The following is a 20,759-nucleotide window of genomic DNA, read 5'->3' on the forward strand; positions in this document are numbered from 1 at the left end:
TTGTTCGATGCTTCAGTGGAGGCGCGGCGGGACACGCCGACGTTCGCAAATACTATAGCCGGCGACCTGGTCGGCTGGTACGCTTGCCGTGCGCTCGTCATGAGCGTCTCAACCAACCGCTGGAAAGGCCTCGACAGGATGATCCGTCCCGATTCTCGCTACCTCGCCGTTCTCGCGCTTGTCGCGCCATGCTGGCCGCTCGCGAACGCTCAAATCGCGCCGGCATCGACGGCGGGCGCACCTGTTGCCGTGACGCCGGACAATTTTGCGCGTGCCGAGTCGGACCTCTACTTCGGCGGCGTGGTGAAGAACGGCGGCTTCGGGAAATTCGACCACACACGCGATCCGGCGCCGATCGCCAAGCAGACCGTCATCCGCCTCAATCGCGACACGCTCTACTCCTCTGCAGTCTTCGATCTTGACGCCGGCCCGGTGACCATCACGCTTCCGGAGGCCGGCAAGCGATTCATGTCGCTCCAGGTGATCGATGAGGACCAGTACACGCACGGCGTCTACTACAAGCCGGGCAGCGTCACCCTCACCAGGAAAGACATCGGGACGCGTTATGTCGTGGTCGCCGTTCGCACCTTGGTCGATCCGGCCAGTCCCAAGGACATGGAACAGGTCCACGCCCTGCAAGACAAGATCAAGGCTGTGCAGCGCAATCCCGGAAAGTTCGAGGTCCCGAACTGGGATCAAGCCAGCCAGAAGAAGGTGCGGGAGGCACTCCTCGTGCTGGGCTCGACGTATCCGGATACCAACCGGATGTACGGCAAGAAGAGCGAAGTCGACCCTGTGCGATACGTCATCGGCGCCGCATTGGGCTGGGGCGCGAATCCTCCCAAGGAGGCGCTCTATCTGAACGTCACCCCACCCAAGAACGATGGCGCCACCGTGTACAAGCTCGACGTGAAGAATGTTCCGGTGGATGGCTTCTGGTCTGTCAGCATGTACAACGCAAAGGGCTACTACGAGGCCAACCCGCTCAACGCCTACTCGCTCAACAGCATCACGGCGCAAAAGGCGGCGGACGGATCTGTGCAGGTCCAGTTTGGAGGCTGCGACGGGAAGATTCCGAACTGCCTGCCAACCATGAAGGGCTGGAACTACATGGTTCGCCTCTACAGGCCGCGAGCCGAGATCCTCAACGGGAACTGGAAATTCCCCCAGGCAACGCCTGCCAGCTGATCCGCCGAATATCGGCTTCGCAGCAGTGAGCAGCCGTTGAGATCGACTTGGCCAAGGTCCGCTCACGGCTGCGGATTCAACCGGTCGATGCAACGATCTGACTGAACATCTCAGCCGGTGTTTGGAAGTCGAGAGTCTTCCTGGGACGCTCGTTCAACCTCCGCGCCAATGCATTGAGTTTGGCCTGTGAGAATGCCGAGACATCGATGCCCTTGGGAAGGTACTGCCTCAGCAGCCCGTTCGTATTCTCGTTGGTTCCGCGCTGCCAAGGATTCTGAGGATCGCAGAAGAAGACCTGGATGTCGGTCGCCAAGGTGAACTGCTTGTGGCCCGCCATCTCTTTGCCTCGATCCCAGGTGAGCGACTTGTAGAGCTCCTGCGGTAGCTTGCGAGCATTCTTGATCAGCGCGTTGACGACGGTCTCCGTGTCCTTGCCGGTGACCTTCACGAGCATCACGTAGCGCGTCTGACGCTCAACCAGCGTGGCGATCTGGCTGTTGGAGCTTCCGAACAGCAAGTCGCCTTCCCAGTGACCAGGGACTGCTCGGTCCTCAACCGTGGCCGGTCGCTCGCTGATCGAGACGGCGTCGACGATTCTCCCGTGGGCGTCGGTCTTCTGTGTGTGATGGCGCGAGCGGCGCATGCCTCGCGTTCGTCTCAGGTGCTGCAGCAACTCCTTCTTCAAGGCCCCGCGGGCTTGAATGAACAGGCTGCGGTAGATGGTCTCGTGTGACACGTGGCAGGTCTCGTCGCAAGGGTAAGTGTGTTTGAGCCACCCCGCAATCTGCTCCGGAGACCATTGCAGGCCAAGTTTGTCCGTGACGATGCGCGCCAAGATCCGGTTCTCGGCCAGCTTGCAGCGCTTGGGCCGATGAGCCCGATCCCAGGCTGCCTGGTCGGCCTGGGTCGCCCGATAGCATCCCGGACCACCATTGCGCTTGATCTCGCGGCTGATGGTGGACGCGGCTCGACCAAGGATCACGGCGATCGCGCGAATCGAGAAGCCAGCCACCATGGCACGCGAGATCTCCTCGCGCTCGGCCAGCGTCAGTGCCATCGATGAACGGCTTCGCTCCGGCGGCCGAATGCCGCCGGTACGCGACAGGATTCCCTGTACCGACGTGTGAGGCCGATTGAACAGCTGAGCGATCTGATGGAGGGTCCATCCCTGCCTCCATCGCTCCCACATCAATGCCTTCTGGCTGCCTGTGTAGTAGGTTCTTGTCCTGTACGCCATCTGCAACACTCCTTCTGCCTACGGCAGCTTCAGTGTGTTGCATCGACCGGTTGAATCCGCAGCCGTCAGGCCCAGTTCGACGGCCAAACTCGAAAGCGTGCTTCAGACTGGTCAGAGCCGTTCGCTTGCGAACCTTGGATGTCGCAGATGGGCCCTCCCCTGCCATCAGGCCTCAAACGAGAATGCTGCAACCAGTCTGAAGCTGAAATTGGGTCTTCCTGTGCAACCGCCGCAGCGAGGCAATGCCACGTCCACGGTGCCTTCTGGGTCAGTATCCAAAGGTCATTCCGATGCTCCACCCCCTCACGCGCGGACCTCCAAAGTAGCCTGCAGTGAGGCGCAACTGCCTGGCCGACAATCGGCCCAGCGCCAAGGTCGATTCCACCCCGACGCCGACCTCGCCGACCGAATCGAATCCAAGCGCATCCTTGTTGGCGCCAAAGAATCCGGCATAGCTGGAATAGACGACCCAGTCCAGGGGCCGATCGAAGACGCGCAGGCTGCTCGGCCGCGCGTATTCCGCTCGTGCCGAGTAGATGTTGGCGGCTTCCGAGAACTCCTAGACCCGATCGGTTGCATCGAAGCTCTTGATCCATGAACGCGCGACATGCGCTCGCAGAGTCAAGGTTCGGCCCTCTTCCGACTGGCGCCATCCGAGCCCGAGGCTGGGCGTCGCGATCCATGCATCGGTCTGCCAGTTGAAAAGCAGCCTGTCCAGTGCCGGGCGCAAGGCGGCCGCGGCGCCCAGGTAGTCGGCCTTGTTTTCGAGGCGGGCGATGCCGAGGTCCAGCGCCGGCTCGAGCGTGAAACCTCGCCCCAGCGAGAAAGTCGCGAGCATCCCCGCGGTCGCGCTGGCCGCGCTCCATCTCGAATCCACGCCTGCGTCCGAAGTCGGCAGGTACTGCTTCATTCGCAGGTAGCCAGCCGAAAGCCGCCAGTAGACGTCCGAGCCCGGTGAAAGGGAAAACCAATGTGCCTGGTACGGGATCCTGAAAACGTCGAGCGACAGATCGGACTCGGCACCGCGCACCGTGTAGTTCGCGGCGCTGAGGTCCGGGGAGGCCGACAGATTGATGATCTGAGCGTAACCCATGCCCAGGCGAGCGCCTTCGATGCGACTGCGAATCGGGTCGCTCAAGGGCTGGGCAGAAGCGTCGGCCGCGACGGCGGCCCATGCCGCAGTCAGGGCCGAGGCCACGCGCCGGACAGCGAGCCGGCGCGGCCCGGCGCAGGACCAACGATAGGTTTCGAACACAGCGTGATCAGCGGATGGACAGGAGAACGGTCGATTCTGACCCGCCACAACGTCCGTGCCATGTGGGAGAGCAGCCCGATCCGGTCACCCGCCCGTCTTGCTCGCGCGAGTTGGCGCACTCGCGCGTCAATGAATCCGTTCTTCTTCGAGAACCGCTCCTTGCTCGTGCTATTTACGCTAACGGCAAACCCAATTGAATATCCCAAGTCGGAGACCGCATCTCAACAAGCTTGTCAGCATACGCAGGCAAAATGCTCGCTTGCCGTTAGCGTATTCATGGCTTCATATTCCCTCTTCGACGAAACACCCTCCGAGGGCCATCGCCTCGCATTCGAGCGCTGGCTGGATGGCCAGCGGGCCTCCGGTTCCCTGCGGCAGCCCGCCGCGGTCCAGGTCTACCGCGACATGTGGGGCGCCTTCACCGCCTGGTGCCTGGGCCAGTCACCGGCTGTCAGCCTGGAGTCGCTCGACTTGCGCGATCTGCAGGCCTTCCAGGCGGCGCGCTTCGGGCGCAAGAGTTCCGACATGTCGATCTCCCCCCGCCACGCGCTGCGGCTGGTGCGGCTCGTCGACCGGGTGCTGCGCCACCATGCGGCCCAGACTGGCGAGCCGCCGAACACGGCCGCTTCCGACTGGCTGGCCGCACATCCCGAGGTTCGGTACGCGGAAGCCGCCAATGCAGATCCCCTGCCCGAGTTCCTGTCGGTGGCCGAGGCGAAACACCTGATCACGTTTCTGTCGGACGCACGGCCGCGGCCTGGGCTCACCGGCGCACGGCGCGACAGCCATGCCGCCTTCACATGGCAGGAGCTTCGCAACCGGTGCGCGGTCGCATTGCAGTTGGGCGGTGGCTTGACGCCAGGCGACGTCCGCGCCCTCACCCTCGCGTCGCCGATCTCGCGCGGCGGCCGCGTGCGCGATCGGCCCTGGAAGGTCTTCGTGCCGGGCGATGGGAATTCCGCCGCGCGCGAAACGCCCATTGCGCCCTGGGCCGGCGAACTGCTGCAGCACTGGCTTCAGGTTCGCGCGGAAGCCCGCATCGAGGGCGACTTTCTCTTTCCGTCCACGCGCACGGGGAAGCAGTGGCACAAGGAGTCGCACTACAAGTGCGCCAAGAAGGTGCTGGAAGATGCAGGCATCGACAGCCGCGAGGGCGGCTCGTTCCGGCTGCGCCACACCTTCGCCCTGCGGCAGTTGCGCCGGGGCTTCGAGGCTGACACGGTGGCCGCCTGGCTCGGCGTCGAACCCGAGGTCATGGGTCGATACCGGCGCGTAGTGGCAACGCCGATCGACGTGGTCTGAACTGGAGCGGCAGCACGACGGCGCCTGGCCCACCATGGCCGCGCTTCAGCGGCCCTGGTTCAGCCTCTCGCGCCCTTGCAGGGTCAGGAACTTGCCGCCTTGCGGATCGGCCGAGACCAATCCGTTCGACTTCAGACGGTCGGGAACTTTGATCTGGTCGGTGGCCGCTCGCCGGGTGTTGGCCTCGAGAAGCACCTGGAGTGTCTGCCACTGCTCGTCGTTGAGCCGAATCTTCGTCATCGTTGCGTCCCTCCTGCGGCGGCCTGGAACCCAAACAGACTTTGCCAAGCGACTGTCGGCTGTGATGTGCGTTTACGCACACGATTTCGCTGCTGACGGGCCTTCTGCTCGCCGGATCTCGTCCAGCCACTTGGCAGGGAATTCCGAATAGCAGGCGCGGAGATGCCGCAATCTTCATCGTGCGACCGGGCGCCAGAGGCTTTCCATTGCTCGCACCTTCACCCTGTGGCCGGAGATTCGGCCGGCGAGCCAGAGACAAGGGGCAGGTAGAAGCACTGATCGCGAGATGAATGTATGTCCTTTGACCTCGTTGCACCGGTGCGAGTCGATGATTCCTGTGAAAGATCGCAACCGCAGAAAATCCCATCGAAGACGTCAACGATGCCGAAGCCAGGCGACCTACTTCGCTTCGAACTTGGAGTGGCAGAATCGCTCAGAGAGAAGCGAGATACTCCGCACCTGAACTACGAAAGCAAGCAATGGCAAAAACCTACCAGCAGATTCAGAAGCAGATCGAACAACTCCAGCGTCAGGCAGAAGCGCTACGCGGCAGCGAGATCAAGGGCGTGGTTGACCGCATCAAGGTCGCCATTGCTCACTACGGCCTGACCGCCGCTCATCTGGGCCTTGACTCCGCGTCGAGCAAAGCGACCAAGAAGTCTTCGAAGTCCTCCGCTCAGTTCAGCGACGGCACGGGCAATGTCTGGTCGGGCCGTGGTCCGCGTCCGCGTTGGCTTCGTGACGCGCTGGCTTCGGGCAGATCGATCGACGAATTCCGTGCAGGTTCGTCCCCCAGGTCGACGCTCGCTACCGCCATTGGCAAGCTGGACGCTGCGTCGGCGGTGGCCAAAGCGACTGCAAAGACGGCCAAGCGCGCACCTTCGAAGGTCAGCTACCGTGATGACGCCGGCAATTCGTGGACCGGCCGCGGTCCGAAGCCCCGCTGGCTGAAGGCTCAACTGGACAGCGGAAAGACGCTTCAGGATTTCGCGAAATAGCCATTCGCTGAATACGGCACGGGGATCAAACTCGTCAATCCATGGAACCACAGGCTGTGACTTCCGCTCTTTCCGAACGCGGCGTGAAGAAGCCACACGAGTTCTTGCGTGCCAACCGCTATTCCGACATCCGCCAGCAGGGCGACGCCGCGTCGCTCAGCTTTTCCCGAATCATCTCGACCACACCGGCCAACTCCTCGTCATTGATGTAGGCCCAAGGGGCCATGCGACAGCCGCGGTGTTGCTCGCCTGGCTGTCCGCGCTCACCGCGAGGCTCGGCCCAGCGCCTCCGGTCAAGCGCCCGGCGCCGCGTGGCTTGCGCATGAGATTCCTGAGATGTAAAATGCACTCATGAACCTCACTCATCGCAGCTTCTTCAAGCAGCATCCGCTGCACGGGAGCCTGTCCGGCGGTTCGGGACGGGGCGGGGGGGCAGCGTCGCCTGCACTCGACGCTGCGGCGATCGTCGCGATGGTGGACAGCGTGCGTGCGGCGACCAGCCTCATTCTGGAGGAGGCGTCCCACGTGGTGCAGACCGGCAACAACGCCCAGGACGAATCGGCGCTCCTGGGCCGGGTTCGCCTGGCGATCGCCAAGGTGGAGCAGCAGTCCCTGCAGGACCTCGCCGACACGTTCGAGCTTCGCCGCCCGGCGGCCAGTCGAGCCGTGCTGGAGACCCGGGCCTTCGATGCGATCATGAACGGTGCGGAATGGTTCTCGGCGGCGGAAATCGGACGAAAACTCGATCCGGAAGCGGCCAATCCTCACGCGGCGGTGAGTCGGTGGCTGCAGAACAAGCAGGTCTTCGCGATCGACCATCGAGGCAGGAAGATGTATCCGGACTACGTGTTCGGAGAATCGTGGCGGCCCATCCCCGAGCTCAAAAAGGTGCTGGGCATCCTTGCCGACTACTCCCCCTTCCGACTGGCCTCCTGGTTCGAGTCGCCCAACAGCGCGCTGGGAGGCAAGCGGCCGCGCGAAGTGCTGAAGCGCGATCCGAAAGCCGTGATCATCGCGGCGGAACGGCACGTGACGGGTCCGGTGCATGGCTAGTCCGGCCGCACGCCGCCTGCCCCCTCCTCCGCATCCCTTTCGGCTCCTGCCACATCCCGAGCGCGTCTGGTTCCGGGTGCACAAGTTCGATCGTGCCACCGGCGACTTCGCGCCGGCTGCCTTCAACGACTCGGGCCGCGGCTGGGCACGCTTCAGCCCGTTGGTGAACCCGACGACCGGAAAGCCGATTCCGACGATCTACGCGGCAAGCAACGAAAAGGCGGCCATTGCGGAGGTCGTGCTGCACAACGTGCCCACGCCATCCACCGGCTATCTCCACGACCTCGAGGCCGACTACCAAGCCTTGCTGTCGCTGAGCCGCATTCGCAGTCCTGCGCTCAGCTTGGTCAACCTGACAGCCACGGGGCTCAAGGCAGCCGGCCTCGCCGCCTCGGATCTCTTCGACGGCGACGAGGACGACTATGCGCGAACGCAGGCCTGGGCCCAATGGGTCTGGGAGTCGATGCCGGCGGCGCAGGGACTGCACTGGATGTCGAAGCGCGACAACCGCGCGGAAGTGGTCGTGCTCTTTGGCGACCGGATCGCTGCGGGCATCATGAATGACGGCGATTCGCGTCCGCTGCGGGCCTATGAGCAGATCATCGTCGACCTGTTGGACGAGATGGGTGCGGGGGTGGCGCCAAGGTAGCACCGCGCGAGCGGGTGGCGAAGCAGGGAAGGCCTGCGCGGCCCAGAATGCCGGGCCCACAGATGCAACCTCATCCAGCACGCGGAGGTCCGCCGGCCGCTACGCATCGACCCAGGTTGCCGCTGGCAGCCTCCGCGCTCAACGGCGAGCGCTGCTCAGAATTGCCCCTGCCCAGTGCCGGTCCGATCGTGCACCCAGCGCATGGCCTGCTGCTCGGCGTGACGGGTTGCTTCCGCCTCGGTCCCGTACACGATTTCCTCGGTGTCGTTCGATAGCTGCGTCTCTTCCTCATCCGCGGGGGTTCGAACAAGAAAGACGATGGGCTGATAGCCGCCGCGGGCGGGCTCTGCGCGCAGCTCAAAGCGGAAGCCGCGATACTCCAGCGAGTGGCCGTCGAAAATCGGAGCGCTTGGATCTGTTGACATGGTTCTGGCCTCTTGGAAACTTGCTGAGATGATGCGCGGAGGTGGCGATACCGTCGTGCAGGCGCGCACGGGCGTTGCTTGAAGGACGGCGCGCCGTTGGAGCATCTCGCTTCACGCGACGGCTCCCGTGAACCCGCCATGTCACCCGAGCGGCTGCGAGGCCGTGTAGCCCAGCCTGGGAGCGCGGGCGAGATGATCCATCCACGCAGGAATCTCGAGGCGTGGACGACAAGAGCAAACCATGAAAAGTGCAATCACCATCGCCGAGCAACTCTGGAACGGGGACGTTCCGATGGAAGAATGGACCGCTGCGGTCGCCGGCGGTTCGATCACCCCGGTCAACGAGGACATCGTCGCCGTCCACACCGGCTACATGTTCGGCAATGTCACCGCCATCCGCACCGCCGAAGGCCTGGTCCTGGTCGACACCGGCAGCCGCGAGACCGGAGAGCAGGTCTTCCGCGCCATCCGCAGGTGGGACGACCGCCCCGTACACACCGTGATCTACACCCACGGCCACATCGACCACACCGTGGGTGCCCACCTGTACGACGCCGAAGCGGACCGGCGTGGCGTGCCACGGCCGCACATCATCGCGCACCGCAGCGTCTTGAAACGCTTCGCGCGCTACGACACGACGCAGGGGCCGAACAGCAATGTCATGGGGCGGCAGTTCAACACGCCTGGCTATGCATGCCCCGACCAGCATCGACGCCCGGACCAGATCTATGACGACGTGCTCAGCCTAGATGTGGGCGGCGTGCGTTTCGAGCTGATCCATGGACAAGGGGAGACTGACGACGCGACCTTCGTGTGGATGCCACGAAGCCGGGTACTCGTCAGCGGCGATTTCGGCATCTGGGCGTTCCCCAATTGTCTGGTTGTCGCGCACCACGGCTGCGATCGAACGGTTCGCGATGAATTCGGAAATGGCGCCGCTGATCTCGAGCCGGACAACAACTCCGGTGACTGGCTGACCGCACCAGCGCTTCGGCGCTACTCGAAGCGCTTGATCGCCACCAACTCAGAGACCTCCTCACGCACGCGAAGAAGCAGCTTCTCCACCTCCAGCGGGGAGGCTCGATTCATGAACGAAAGGGCCATCAAGGTCAGCGGATGTATGTCCAAGGAGCCAGCAAGATCTGCGAGCTTTCCGATCGTAGGCTGCTTCACGCCACGTTCCAATGCGCTGACGTATGTGCGACCAGACACGACATCAAGTGCCTCCTGCGATCTTCCGCGTGTTTGACGGACGAAGCGCAGCGCGCGCGGAAAATCAGATTGAACGGTACGGGTCATTGCAGAGGTTTGAGTTCCTGCAATTTCCTCATCTAGAATCCTAAAGGGCTACACCCTATAGGATTCACTTTATGTTCTGCGCTTCGAAGAGCTTTGCCTGCGACATCCCGGCCGGACTTGGTCCACCGACCAACTCTTACTGGCGCGCGATTGCGCTCACCGCATCGGAGCCGTGCTATGTGGTGATGAAGCGCCTGTACCAGAGCAAGAAGGACTGGTACCAGCGAGACTACTTCGTTTCGTGGACAATAGATCTCTTGGAGTTTCTCCGGCCGAGTGAGCGGACCGTCGTTTCGTTTGTACAAGCGATGCGGCCAATCAAAGGGAGCGGAGCGCCCTGGCTGCTCACCGATGTCGTGAAGGTATGGGTTGCCACAGATCCAGCCAACGAGGGCGAGCCAGTCACTGTTTTCGAAACAGGCGAGGGCGAACTCTTTTGCGACACGCGAGAGCGGCAGTCAACAGACGGGCTCCGTGAGTACCGGCTCGTCTGGGAGCAGATAGTCGACTAACACAACGCCGGCATCAGGAGCTACGACAGGGACGGTGGCGACCTCGCGCGCTTCTCCATCTTCACTGGTGCTGCAACCGTTCGGGCTCTTCCGGCGGCTTTTACTTCCGAAGAGACGGCGTCACGGTCTTCTCAACCGAAGCTGCATCGGCGCCAGATCGTCGATGAGGAACTTGTCGCGAAATCGTACGAACAGTTCAGCGCCAACATGCGTCACACAACACCCCCGAGCTGAATCGTTCGAAGAATGGCCTGCACTCGTTCCCGACCGCCGGCAGCAGCGATCTCTGCCGGCGTTTTGCCACACAAGAGGACATGCGGCTTGCGTAGCCAAGTGCGGACTTCCGTCCCGAAGACCTCTCTGGCGAGATCAAGCAGTTCCTTCTCGTCATCGACTTGATCTAAACCCGGTGAGGAGTCGACCTCGACCACAAGTCCTGGGTTGAAGGCCTTGTTCTCGAACTCTCCATGCCAGTTCAAGTAGCCACGCGGATTTGAGATCACCCGGCAGTTCCCCACTTCGTAGTCGAAGCTGTCGTGCGTGTGCCCATGCACCCAGAGCACAGGGACCTCGAAAAACTCGGGACGCATCTCGTTGACGAAGCCGCCAGAGGACCAATCCTCGGCGTACCGCGGCGCCAGCGACTTTCGATGAGGTGCATGGTGAGTCACCACCACCGTCGACCCGTTGAACGGTTGAGCGAGCTTCCTGCGAAGCCATGAGCGTTGCCGCCGGTGATTCAACAAGGTATCCATCGGGACCAGACGCCGGAAACCACGCGAGTTCGATGTCTGCGGGTCATCCACTCGGATGGCTGAGTAGTCGGAAAGGTAGCGCGAGCTCTCCGCCATCGAGCGGTACCGATCGGACAGAAGCCGCACCGGTTGCCCCGGGAAGCCCGGGTTGTCGATACGCAACGCAAAGTCTGTCCACAATGTGCAGCCCAGAAAGCGGACGCCGGCGATCACCACCTCGTCACAGTCGAGGAAGTGAACGCCCTGCTCTTTCGCTTGGCGGCGCATCTCCGACTTTTCATCATCGAGCACGGACTCGTAGTACTCATGATTGCCTGCGATCTGGACGACGGGCTTGTCCGCAATGCGTGCCGGGTCCCGCAGCCAGCGCGCGACCACGCGACCGGGCGCGACGATATCGCCCGCCAGGATGGCCACGTCGTAGTCCAGACCTTTCGGTACCTCGAAGGTCTCGAACTCAGCATGAAGATCAGAAAGGATCAGAAGCTTCATCTTTGATCAGTGCGCGTCGTCGATAGCCGCGGCGAGGACACGCTCGATCGCGGTACCTCGTTCGAGGGCCACTCGCGGTGTCAAGCCTTCCAGCGCAGGCGTCGGCGTCTCAAGGAAGACGAGGATCAACCACGGCTCCTGCGTGCCCAGAGCTCCGCCGATGAGTTGAATTGCGGACCAGACCGACGGCTCGAACTGCCAGCGGGGAATCCTCAGCGCTCCGTAGGAGCCGGCAAGCCCAATGCACCGGCCGCCGCTGATCCACGTGGCGATCGTCGAACCATCCACGTCCAGAAGCGAGGCAGCCTCAGAGACGGGGATCATGTCGGCCGCTTGCAAGCGTTCGCGACGGTACTTCTGCCCCTCGCGAAGCAAGGCTTCTGTCTCTGCGACTGTGGCGTAAAGATCTTTGGTCATTTTAAAGGTCCATCCTTGCAATCTGGCAACTGGAGCACCAGACCGGGATCAAAGGTCTGGTTCTCCGTTCTGCCGCTCCAGCTAACATAGCCGCGGGGGTTGCAAACGATGCGGCATGAGCGGACGCGGTAGTCGAAGCTCTCGTGTGTGTGCCCGTGCACCCAAAGCACCGGCACGTCAAAGAACGTCTCGGGCAGTTCGTTGACGAAAGCGCCTGAGACCCAGTCCTCGGCGTAGCGCTTCGCGAGGGAGCCACGATGCGGTGGATGGTGCGTGACGACCACGGTAGGCCCACCGAACGGTTCCGCGAGTTTCTCGCTCAACCAGCCTCGCTGGCTTTGATGGATCCTGAGCGTGTCCTCAGCCCTCAGCTTCCGACCTTGACGGCTGCGCCATGTGTCCGGCTCCGCGAGTTCATCGGCCGTCCGGATCAGGCTGTAGTCGTTTAGAAGATTGGTCGCCCTCCTCATCGCCAGCGCCGCGTCTCGACGGGTGTTTCGACCGCCAACTCGAAGTCCGTCCAGAGCGTGCAACCGAGGAAGCGAACACCTTTGATCGCGATCTCGCCGCCATCGAGCAGGTGCACCTGGCCGCCAGTCGCCGCAGTTCGGGCCTCCGACTGGGCCAGATCCATGCGGCTGTCGTAGTACTCGTGGTTCCCCGGAACGTAGATCACCGGCGTGCCGGCGAAGCGAGCCTCAGCCCACTCGACGGCACGCCGACCGGGCGAATGGATGTCTCCTGCAAGAATCACGACGTCACATTCGCGTACCGGCGGAGGCTCGAAGGGCTCAAACTCGAGATGGAGATCGGACAGGATCAGAAGCTTCATGCTAGAACTCGTCGTCGAGATCGGTGCGTTCGGATGGCGTCGCCAAGCGGAAAGTCGTACGAAATTGTTCAAGCACTTCGGGTGGCAGACCCAGCCATTCCTCGATGGGAGTTCCCCGCTCGAACAACGCCAACAGCTCCGTAAACGTCGGGTAATGAGTCAACGCCGCACGTGCAAGCTGCTGAACATGGTCCGATAGACGCCCTCCAAAGAGTTCGTAGTGGTCATAGGGCCGGAAACCAATCGCACTGAGCAACTTGCCAGCTTCGATCAAGGAACGGTAGCGGTCCTCGGGCGTCACAGACCGAGGGTAGTAGCGCTCGCATAGGCGGATGTTCTCGCGATCGTCATCGGTGAAATGAGGGCTCAGCGGGTCTGTCGGGGTTTTGTTCATCTCAGATCCTTCTTGCATGTTCGTTGCGGACATCACACGTCGACCACGAGCGCTGGGTCGAACTGCTCGTTCTCCGGTGGCCGGCTCGCAGACAGGTAGCCTCTTGGATTCGACAGCACCCGGCAGTTGCCGACGCGATAGTCGAAAACTGGTATGGGTATGCCCGTGGACCCAAAGCACCGGGACCTTAAAGAACTCTTCAGGCAACTCACTGACAAACGCCCCAGAACACCAGTCGTCCGCATAGCGCGCAGCCAATGGTTGCCTGTGCGGCGCGTGGTGCGTCACCACGACGGTGGGGCCAGCGAACGGCTCCGCCAGTTTCGTGACCAGCCACCGCCTTTGAACTCGATGGAACGCGAGCGTGTCCTCGGGTGTAAGGAGTCGATGGTCGCGCTCGCCGCCTGGGTCGAGGAGGTAGCGGCCAGTCGCACCGACAAGATCCTGCGCGGACATCTCGGTACGGATGACGCGGTAGTCCGACAGCCTGCGTCGGGATGTCCCAAGCGACCGAGGCACATGCGAATAGGGTCCGATGTGCGAGTCGATGCGCAGCGCGAAGTCGGTCCACAGCGTGCACCCAAGGAAGCGCACGCCATCGATCACGACCTCGCCGCAGTCCAGAGCATGGACCTTCGAGTTCTCGGCAGCCCGCTTCATCTCCTGAGCGACGGGCTGAACAACACCTCCGTAGAACTCATGATTGCCAGGCACATAGATCACTCCTTTGGCGCAGGGAAACGTTGATGCCCTCTTCGCCCAGTGAATGGCGCTCGCAGCCGGCACCGCGATGTCGCCGGCGATCATCGCGACCTCGTAGCCGTCGGTCGGCGGAACGAAGGGGTACCCGAACTCGAGGTGCAGATCGGAAAGGATCAACAGCCTCATGGGACCGATCCTTCCTTCAGTTGAGCAGCTGCCCAAACTGAACCCATATCGCCTTGGGGCCCATCGTCTTCGGCGCGGTGCACAGGGCAGAGCGACGCCCAGGGCCCCCGATCGTTGTTGATCTCCGAAGGACTGCCACAAACGATGCACAGAGATCTCAGTTCCACCTCGATCTGCAACACGCGCTCGTCAACCGCCAACGCCACCGGATCGAAACCCTCGACAGGCTCGCATTCATAGCGATGCACCTCGGTCGGCCGATGGATGTTGATAGCGACGAGGGCCCTGCCTTCCATCTGAAAGGCAAAGCTCGGCGAGCCGAACTTCTCGCGCAACCTCACCCAGTGGAAGCCGCGTTTGTCCGTGCGGAGGAATTGGTCGATGTCCTCGCAAGTCCTTGCAAGGGGCGCGAGCCAGCCTCGGAAGAATATGTACGCGCGGCGCCGCTCTTCCCCTTCGAGCGGGAACATATAAGGGAAACGCGGTTGCAGAGCAGCTGGCGTGTGAGCGCGAAGACTGAACGGCGTAGCAAGCTCGCCAAATGCAGGCTCAACCGGCCTATCCGGGGAAGTGCTGCTTTGGCGACTGCTGTTGACCATTCTGGGCTCCTGAACGGAGCCGAATCGATCAACTCCTTAAGACGGGGAAACGAAAGGGAAAAGGGGCGATGCCGACGCCACGTTTCGCATCGAGGCACGGCACGACGAGCCGCTGCGACTATTCGTGCGCGCTACCAGGCGCGCGTCGATAGCGGCGCGATTGCTGGTGACGGTTGAGCAGGTCAACATGACGAATTCGATGATCTTGAGCAGGAAATTGCCTCCCATCTTAGCCGTGGCCTCGACAGGTGCGCAACACCCACGTCACGAAATTCCAACGGAGCGGACGGGGGAAGGCCTTTTGGCTTCTTGCAAGCTCGCGCTGGTAACCATGTCGCGCCCGCCTTCCTAACCGAGCGGCTTCAACCCGCCGATTGGAGTCGCTGATCCAAGTGGACTGGATATCCTCGGTCCTGGCCGTCCACGGAGCGCCCCTGGCATGGATCGACAAATAACCAAGACGACCCCACGCTCGTGCCAGAGCGCTCGATGGAAGGCTACGGCGATCCCGGAACCATCGAGCATTGCCTTAGCGATGAGTTCCACACGAGCATCGGGGCTGAGCTCCAGGCACTGTTGCGAATTGGCGGCCAGGAGGAACTGACGCCTACTGTGCTGGTGCGCGCGCTGGCCATCATGCACCTCAACGGGACGATCGATGCGGTGCGCGTCGAAGCAGTTCTTCGACTGGGAATTCACGATGATGAGCGCCAGGGGTGCTCGACCGGTGCACCTTCGGCTTGGGCAAGATGCTCAGCCGTCAGAGCGCACAGCACCGTGAGGTGCCGGACTTGCTCCGGAATAGCGGCTCGGACGTGATCACCTGGCCTGAGCCCGCCGAAGCATCCGGTTACCGGTCACCCTCAACTGGCTTCACGGGAATCCCTGGAGAGACCTGTGAGTGATGAGTGCTCGTCACATGAGGCGAGGCCAGTTCCCTCCCCTCCATTGATGGGCATGTGACGAACGGCTGATGGACACAACACGATTCGCATAGTTCAATGCGAATGGCGACCGACTGAGTGCCGCGAACCTTGCGGCGAGGAGCACCCGAGTGGCCCGAAGACCGATGGAGGGAATCCCGAGATCGCGAATTCTGCTAGCAGCGCTGGCCGGGATGTTCGCGACGGGCCTCGCCCTTATCACCCCTGCTCGCGACGCCCCCCTGCCCATCTCACCGTCGCCCGAGCGGGGGGCGGCTCCTGCCGTCCCGGACGCCAAGATGCCCGAGGAGATGAAGCTGCGTCTCGAGCATCACCTCCAGGTCGAGCGCCTGATACTCGACAAGCTCCTGATTGGACTTCTCTTGATCGTCGCGGGATACGGCGTGAACTCGCTCATCGAATCCTACAAAGCCACCGCGGCGCAGAGCCATTACTTCCTGGACAAGCGCCTTGCTGCGGCGATTGAGATCCGAAAGAGGCTCACAGGCGTGGTTGACCCCCTACTGGAGATCACACTCAGCAGGTGCACTGGTGCCATCGAAAGCACAGAGCTTGTCGAATCGACGCGCAGCGGCCTCGGAGCGCTTACCAACACTCTCAATTCCAACTCCCTTTTCTTGAAAGAGGACTACAAGGTCGAGGCAGAGAGAGCAATCAGCATCTTTCGCGGTACCCTTGCGCAAGCATGCTTCGAGAGTTGCGATATGCGTGAGTTCATCGACCAAGTTTCCCAGTACGTGACCGACGAAACCCGCGAGCAAGTGATCCCAGGAGGGGGTGCGGCTGTCATGGCCCCCCGAGGAAGATCATTCAAGCCAGTGGCTTGGACAGGGACGCATCTGCAGAGGGAGGGGAACAGCGCGTTCATGGTCGCAAACTTCAAGGCGTGGAGTGAACGGCAGGCGGCGCCGAGTCCCGTGCATAGGGTTTGCAACAAGTAGTCGAAGGGCGGTTCAAATGTCAAATCTTCGCTTCGCGCTTCTCACATCGATCGCACTGACAGCTCCGCCCGCCGGTGCGCAAGCAACAGGGTTTGCACAGGGATCTTCGCCCGCACGGCGCGATCTCGGCAGTCTACAGACCGGCGAATCTGCGATGCAGCAGTTCCCCAAGGTCGAGACTTCCTCCAAGAAGGGGAAGAGCACCGACAAAGAAGTGAAGGGCTATCCGGACGGACCCACGCCACCGACAACACCAACAAAACCGACAACACGCATTTCGGAAGGTGCCGTTCGCGATGCCGCCGGTCTCACAGCGGAGTGCACCGCGCTGGACAGGGCAATTGCACGCAAGAGCGGTTCCAAACGCTGTGCGGACAGCGACTCGACACGGTAGTAGCGCTATACCAAGGCGGTCTCCGACTCAACCGCAACTCCATCGCTCGAAAGTAGCCCCTCGGCCTGCGCCCAGATGATGAGCCGCCCAGCGACGTCCATCGACACCGACTCCTCGCTTACGTCGAACTCGCCCTTCTCGGCCATGATCGCGGCGATCATTGGCTTGGCGGTGCCGGCTGGCAGCATCTTGACCGACAACCGCAGCGCCTGCCAGTAGCTGTCGTCGGTACGGCCCAGCTTGAGTGCGGCGCGCACCGGCGCGTCGGCGGCATTCGTCGTGAAGGCCCATTTGTCGAGCGGGCTCGCAGTGGTCTTCAGGATCTGGACCAAGACGCCTTCGGTGGTCACGAAGCGCGCGAACAGCGCGCCTGGCCGGCGGCATCGCGGCTATCTTTTAGCTCCAGCGCATCCCGCACCGAAGCCTAGCCGCTTTGGCACGTGCACTGATCGGCGATCTTCAAGGTTAGTTCTAGACGGAACTGAAAAAACGATCGAGCTCCGCTTCGGCAGCGGTTCCGAACTTCCACTCACTCCCTCTTTCGGGGATTGACGCTTTCTCCATCAGGTCTGGTTTGACAGGCAACTGTGAGTAAACGCGCTTGATCGCAGATGTTCGCCGGATTTGCTAAAAAAAGCTCATCCTTTTATGAGTGCTTTGTAAGATTGCTCCCGGATGCGAGTCTCTCTGAGATCAAACCGCAGTCGAAGTGGAGTCGCCTAAGGCCGCTCCGTTTTGCTTGAGTGGTTCGAACTCCACTCACGCTTCGCGTGTCCGAAGCCGAATCACGCCACCACTCTCTCGTCAGCAAAATAGGCCCCGCAAGGATATTGAACAGGTCTTGAGCCTGTACCCGCAATGAGCCCAGCACCCAATAGATCTCTGAGCATCGAGCTCGCTACACAATCCCGCCCCGTCCTGCCACCACTGGGTGGTCAACCGGGGTCGAACCCAATTCCTCCACTGGAACGTCTTGGAGATTGGGTTGAGCGCGCTAACCAACCGGTCAATCGCAACACCGCGGGTCAGTACGGGCGAATCTTCTTTATGCTCGTGAAGCGCCTTGCAGAAGAGCTGGACATCGATCCCGACTGGGTGACTCCCGTGCAACTTGTCGAGCAACTCGCCGCCGACACGACCCTCGCAAACACGACCAAGAATACCTACCGCGCTGCCATCATCTGGGCGTGTAAGCAACCCAACTTCGGATTCCTCGACGGGGAACGGAGGGCGGGACTTGAAGCCGCTTGCGCATTCAATCCGCGCAAGCATGGTGCGGTCCGCGAGATCGTCCGAAACGCACGAGCCTCGGCTCGCGCGATTCCTGAGCAGGATCTTCGCCCAATCTTGGACGCTCTGATTTCGGCGCACCCTTCGGCGCCGGCTTGGCCCAAGAAGACCGCATACTGGCTCATGGCCGGGATCGCTACCGGCGCGCGCCCAAGCGAATGGGCAACCGCTTTTTGGTTCGACCGCGATAGACGAATTCTCCGGCTGCCAAACATCAAGCTCAAAAAGCAACCTGCCTTCGACTGGCACTACATTCCGAAGGAACTATTGTCTCGTGCAGATGCAGACCTAAGAGCGATGGCCGCGGTTGATACCGAGGACTTCTCCGATGTTCTTGACGCTGCCAGGAGGCAAGCCGACCCAATTGCGGCGACGACGGTTCATTTTGACAACGACGAGGCGCGGCAGATCGCCGATGCAGCTACGTTCGAGAGCCTGCGTCGACAACGTGCATGGGAGTTGCGGAATGCCGGCCTCGCTTGGCGCGATATCGAGCTCGTGCCCACAACGGTCAGCGCAGTCGAAACACATTTGACGCTTTTGAGGGAGTACCTAGCGGGCGGAGAGGAAAGAACGTTCGATAAGTACTACGACGGTTGCCGAGCTGCACTTCGGAGCGCGTGCGAGGACGCTTTTGATGACGGGCGCATCTACTCTCTTTACGACGCCCGTTCGACGGCATCTGCAAATGCGCAAGCGTCCTTCGGGCCTGAACGAGCGGCGGAGATCTTGGGCCACTACATGGCCCGCAAGCGGACCGTCCGGAACAACTACGCTGGCGCCGATCGAGCGTTTCGAAGGTCTGGGCGTTTCGCCCCGAACGTTGCTGATACTCAGAATCAACGAGATCAAGCGGCCGATCGGGCAGCTGAGCAGTTCGCGCGCGCTGGCGAAGGCAGTTTGTCGCCGAGCGAATCGTATGACTTTGGTCAAATTGCCGCTACACCCCGGTTCTGAGCGTTACGCCCGTGATGTCCGCCTGGCCCGCTACCGAAGCGTTCAAATCTGACCTAGTAGGGGTGGCGGCTGGGGGAAGAGCGTCCAGTCTTCGTGAGCCCCCGAAAGCGGGAACTGGTCAACGAAGCTCCTGGTGATAGTCGGCCGGCCATTGTTGAATGCTGCATGGTCAGTGCGCACGCGCGGAAATGCCATGCGCACTACCGTCCTGCCCCGACCCGGCTTCTCAATCATTCGGGGGACGCGAGTAGGTCAGTTTCCTCATGGTATCTACGACTCGCCCCGCAGTCGTCAAAGTCAAGGCGTGATTTCGATGGGAATCAGGCACCTTCCGAATGAGTTTCTCCAAGTTGTCTCACCTGGTTACGGCCGCAGAGGGACCGGCGCGGTGAGCGCTGTCGTCCAACTGGCTCAATGGTAAGCCGGGTTGCCACGCGATCCCCCTCCCCTTCCTTGCCTCAAGTGCCGAAGCCCGATCAGCGAAGCCCTTGCGCTCGCCCTCGCAACTGAGACTTGTTGGGCGATTTCTCCTTGTAGTCACACGCTGGGAATCGACTACACGCGCTGAACGGACCGTAAGGTCCTGACCGCGGCACCATATTCCCCTGAGAGCACTTAGGACAGATCTTCGCGTCCACTTCCTTCCGTCCAGTGTCTGGATTTCCAGCCCATGCTCTTTAATCAGCTCGAGCACGAAGCAGGAGCGATTGTTCGCCTCGGGCTGGATGATCGTCGCCAACAAACAGTTCGCGTTGACCATTGCGATCTCGACCGTGATCTCCGCGGTCAACTCGCTTACGCTCCAACGACTTCGGGCTGCTCCCGTGCAGGGTCGCCCTGCCTGCTTCCTGTGGTCGACCAGTACCGCCTGTCGGGCACGAACACGCCACGGCACGCTCAGGCAAGGACGATGGAGCTTCAGGCGCTTGGTTGCGACAGCGCCAACTGTCTAGCATTTAATCGGCTTGCGAGGGACTTGCCGCCAAGCTCGACGTCTGATTGGGCCGACAGGAACTCGTACTCGTTGACGCTGACACATTTGCTCGTGAAGGCCGCCCGCACGTGGAACGGATCTCCAGACCGGAGTCTTCCCTTCGGCGAACGAAATTCCTTACGAACGAGGTTCCTTTGGGATCTCTCTCCAAGACAAAGAAAATGCGTACCTCGATCTACCCGCGGCCCGGTTGCGCCAGGCTCAGCCTCGCGGGCGCAGGCTTGTCGTTGTTCGCGTGCCGCCACCCCGGACGGTCTGCAGCGCGATGTCGCATTCATAGAGAACGCCGGCGAGCGAGAAGAACAGCTGCCACCGTGCGCCCGTCGTCGGCGGCCCGTTGGTTTCGTCCCTGAAAACGAGAATGCCGGCCTCGCGCAGATCGCTGGTGGCGAACCAGCCGACCAAGTAGCTGTCGAATGCGTTTGCGCTGATGGTGACCGTCCGAGCCGCGTCGTCGTATTCCACCGCTTCGAGGTGCAGGTCGAACATCAGAGAGTTGGTGTGCTTCAGGAAGCTTGGGCCAGGGCGCGCACTCACCAGGTCAGGTGACGCCCGTATCGCTGGCTGCTTCTGCGAGGTGGTCATGGCGGGCGGTCGATGTGTGAGCGTGAGGCTGAATCGTCATTTTCTTTCGACCCATTCCCTCGGGCCGCTCTCAGACGGGAGCCTGATTCAGACAGGCATTATCCCTTCCGAACGAACAA

At 61.8% G+C, this 20,759-nt stretch carries 24 protein-coding genes and 1 pseudogene; 11 read left to right on the forward strand and 14 right to left on the reverse strand.

The features are described 5' to 3' along the window. Positions 1-1,188 carry a DUF1254 domain-containing protein gene (locus QTI33_RS09430; RefSeq protein ID WP_286505529.1) on the forward strand — a complete coding sequence of 396 codons (1,188 nt, stop codon included), beginning with the start codon at positions 1-3 and terminating at the stop codon, positions 1,186-1,188. Between the two features lie 76 nt (positions 1,189-1,264). Here QTI33_RS09430 and QTI33_RS09435 read toward each other — a convergent pair whose 3' ends face one another. Next, a complete protein-coding gene (locus QTI33_RS09435; protein WP_286505530.1) occupies positions 1,265-2,425 on the reverse strand; it encodes an IS30 family transposase in 1,161 nt (386 codons plus the stop codon). Positions 2,426-2,984: 559 nt separating this feature from the next. Then, a complete protein-coding gene (locus QTI33_RS09440) occupies positions 2,985-3,680 on the reverse strand; it encodes a Solitary outer membrane autotransporter beta-barrel domain (protein WP_286505531.1) in 696 nt (231 codons plus the stop codon). Positions 3,681-3,809: 129 nt separating this feature from the next. On the opposite strand from QTI33_RS09440, the gene QTI33_RS09445 reads away from it, so the two are divergent. Further along, a complete protein-coding gene (locus tag QTI33_RS09445; RefSeq protein WP_286505532.1) occupies positions 3,810-4,982 on the forward strand; it encodes a tyrosine-type recombinase/integrase in 1,173 nt (390 codons plus the stop codon). Positions 4,983-5,027: 45 nt separating this feature from the next. On the opposite strand, the gene QTI33_RS09450 is transcribed toward QTI33_RS09445, so the two are convergent. Continuing rightward, complete coding sequence (locus tag QTI33_RS09450; protein ID WP_286505533.1) at positions 5,028-5,222, reverse strand: hypothetical protein; 195 nt, start codon at positions 5,220-5,222, stop codon at positions 5,028-5,030. Between the two features lie 479 nt (positions 5,223-5,701). On the opposite strand from QTI33_RS09450, the gene QTI33_RS09455 reads away from it, so the two are divergent. The 4 genes from QTI33_RS09455 (at position 5,702) to QTI33_RS09470 (ending at position 7,922) form a co-directional block, all read left to right on the forward strand. Continuing rightward, positions 5,702-6,220, forward strand: a complete 519-nt coding sequence (locus QTI33_RS09455) for an H-NS family nucleoid-associated regulatory protein (protein ID WP_286505534.1) — start codon at positions 5,702-5,704, stop codon at positions 6,218-6,220. 56 nt (positions 6,221-6,276) lie between these two features. Further along, positions 6,277-6,432 carry a hypothetical protein gene (locus tag QTI33_RS09460; RefSeq protein WP_286505536.1) on the forward strand — a complete coding sequence of 52 codons (156 nt, stop codon included), beginning with the start codon at positions 6,277-6,279 and terminating at the stop codon, positions 6,430-6,432. Positions 6,433-6,571: 139 nt separating this feature from the next. After that, a complete protein-coding gene (locus QTI33_RS09465; RefSeq protein WP_286505537.1) occupies positions 6,572-7,273 on the forward strand; it encodes an antitoxin Xre/MbcA/ParS toxin-binding domain-containing protein in 702 nt (233 codons plus the stop codon). 76 nt (positions 7,274-7,349) lie between these two features. Then, the gene (locus QTI33_RS09470; protein ID WP_286505538.1) at positions 7,350-7,922 is read left to right on the forward strand and encodes an RES family NAD+ phosphorylase; all 573 of its coding nucleotides are present in this window, start codon (positions 7,350-7,352) and stop codon (positions 7,920-7,922) included. Positions 7,923-8,077: 155 nt separating this feature from the next. Here QTI33_RS09470 and QTI33_RS09475 read toward each other — a convergent pair whose 3' ends face one another. Beyond that, entirely contained in the window at positions 8,078-8,347 is a 270-nt protein-coding gene (locus QTI33_RS09475) for a hypothetical protein (protein ID WP_286505539.1), read from the reverse strand. A gap of 373 nt (positions 8,348-8,720) precedes the next feature. On the opposite strand from QTI33_RS09475, the pseudogene QTI33_RS09480 reads away from it, so the two are divergent. Beyond that, positions 8,721-9,191, forward strand: a pseudogene (locus QTI33_RS09480) (MBL fold metallo-hydrolase); the annotation flags it as partial. A 152-nt stretch (positions 9,192-9,343) separates the two neighbouring features. Here QTI33_RS09480 and QTI33_RS09485 read toward each other — a convergent pair. Further along, positions 9,344-9,646, reverse strand: coding sequence for a helix-turn-helix domain-containing protein (locus QTI33_RS09485; RefSeq protein ID WP_286505758.1), 303 nt, complete (start codon positions 9,644-9,646; stop codon positions 9,344-9,346). Between the two features lie 71 nt (positions 9,647-9,717). Between QTI33_RS09485 and QTI33_RS09490 the strand changes: the two genes are divergently transcribed. Continuing rightward, positions 9,718-10,158, forward strand: coding sequence for a hypothetical protein (locus QTI33_RS09490; RefSeq protein WP_286505540.1), 441 nt, complete (start codon positions 9,718-9,720; stop codon positions 10,156-10,158). Between the two features lie 212 nt (positions 10,159-10,370). Here QTI33_RS09490 and QTI33_RS09500 read toward each other — a convergent pair whose 3' ends face one another. The 6 genes from QTI33_RS09500 to QTI33_RS09530 form a co-directional block, all read right to left on the reverse strand. Then, entirely contained in the window at positions 10,371-11,405 is a 1,035-nt protein-coding gene (locus tag QTI33_RS09500) for a metallophosphoesterase (protein ID WP_353506319.1), read from the reverse strand. 6 nt (positions 11,406-11,411) lie between these two features. Beyond that, the gene (locus tag QTI33_RS09505; RefSeq protein WP_286505541.1) at positions 11,412-11,822 is read right to left on the reverse strand and encodes a hypothetical protein; all 411 of its coding nucleotides are present in this window, start codon (positions 11,820-11,822) and stop codon (positions 11,412-11,414) included. Continuing rightward, positions 11,819-12,145, reverse strand: coding sequence for a metallophosphoesterase family protein (locus tag QTI33_RS09510; protein WP_286505543.1), 327 nt, complete (start codon positions 12,143-12,145; stop codon positions 11,819-11,821). Before QTI33_RS09510 ends, QTI33_RS09505 begins: the two co-directional genes overlap by 4 nt. Before the next feature lie 143 nt (positions 12,146-12,288). Beyond that, positions 12,289-12,654 (reverse strand): metallophosphoesterase, encoded by a 366-nt coding sequence (locus tag QTI33_RS09515; protein WP_286505544.1) that lies wholly within the window; start codon positions 12,652-12,654, stop codon positions 12,289-12,291. Between the two features lies 1 nt (position 12,655). Continuing rightward, on the reverse strand, positions 12,656-13,936 hold the full coding sequence (locus tag QTI33_RS09525) for a metallophosphoesterase (RefSeq protein ID WP_353506320.1): 1,281 nt from the start codon (positions 13,934-13,936) through the stop codon (positions 12,656-12,658). Next, positions 13,933-14,535, reverse strand: coding sequence for a hypothetical protein (locus QTI33_RS09530; protein WP_286505546.1), 603 nt, complete (start codon positions 14,533-14,535; stop codon positions 13,933-13,935). The genes QTI33_RS09525 and QTI33_RS09530 overlap by 4 nt, the downstream gene beginning before the upstream one ends. A 1,069-nt stretch (positions 14,536-15,604) precedes the next feature. Here QTI33_RS09530 and QTI33_RS09535 point away from each other — a divergent pair. Together QTI33_RS09535 and QTI33_RS09540 are read left to right on the forward strand one after the other, a co-directional pair. Beyond that, a complete protein-coding gene (locus QTI33_RS09535; protein ID WP_286505547.1) occupies positions 15,605-16,420 on the forward strand; it encodes a hypothetical protein in 816 nt (271 codons plus the stop codon). Positions 16,421-16,436: 16 nt separating this feature from the next. Further along, entirely contained in the window at positions 16,437-16,814 is a 378-nt protein-coding gene (locus tag QTI33_RS09540; protein WP_286505548.1) for a hypothetical protein, read from the forward strand. A gap of 5 nt (positions 16,815-16,819) precedes the next feature. Here QTI33_RS09540 and QTI33_RS09545 read toward each other — a convergent pair whose 3' ends face one another. Next, on the reverse strand, positions 16,820-17,164 hold the full coding sequence (locus QTI33_RS09545) for a hypothetical protein (protein ID WP_286505550.1): 345 nt from the start codon (positions 17,162-17,164) through the stop codon (positions 16,820-16,822). A 508-nt stretch (positions 17,165-17,672) separates the two neighbouring features. Here QTI33_RS09545 and QTI33_RS09550 point away from each other — a divergent pair. Further along, on the forward strand, positions 17,673-19,061 hold the full coding sequence (locus QTI33_RS09550; RefSeq protein ID WP_286505551.1) for a hypothetical protein: 1,389 nt from the start codon (positions 17,673-17,675) through the stop codon (positions 19,059-19,061). Between the two features lie 476 nt (positions 19,062-19,537). Here the strand turns inward: QTI33_RS09550 and QTI33_RS35135 are convergent, their stop codons facing one another. Together QTI33_RS35135 and QTI33_RS09555 are read right to left on the reverse strand one after the other, a co-directional pair. After that, positions 19,538-19,699: a topoisomerase DNA-binding C4 zinc finger domain-containing protein gene (locus QTI33_RS35135; RefSeq protein ID WP_353506321.1), complete on the reverse strand. Its 162-nt coding sequence runs from the start codon at positions 19,697-19,699 to the stop codon at positions 19,538-19,540. Positions 19,700-20,256: 557 nt separating this feature from the next. Next, positions 20,257-20,640, reverse strand: coding sequence for a toll/interleukin-1 receptor domain-containing protein (locus QTI33_RS09555; protein WP_286505552.1), 384 nt, complete (start codon positions 20,638-20,640; stop codon positions 20,257-20,259). Positions 20,641-20,759 lie beyond the last annotated feature (119 nt).

The organism is Variovorax davisae (assembly GCF_030316845.1).
In the GTDB taxonomy this organism is placed as follows: Bacteria; Pseudomonadota; Gammaproteobacteria; order Burkholderiales; family Burkholderiaceae_C; genus Variovorax; species Variovorax davisae.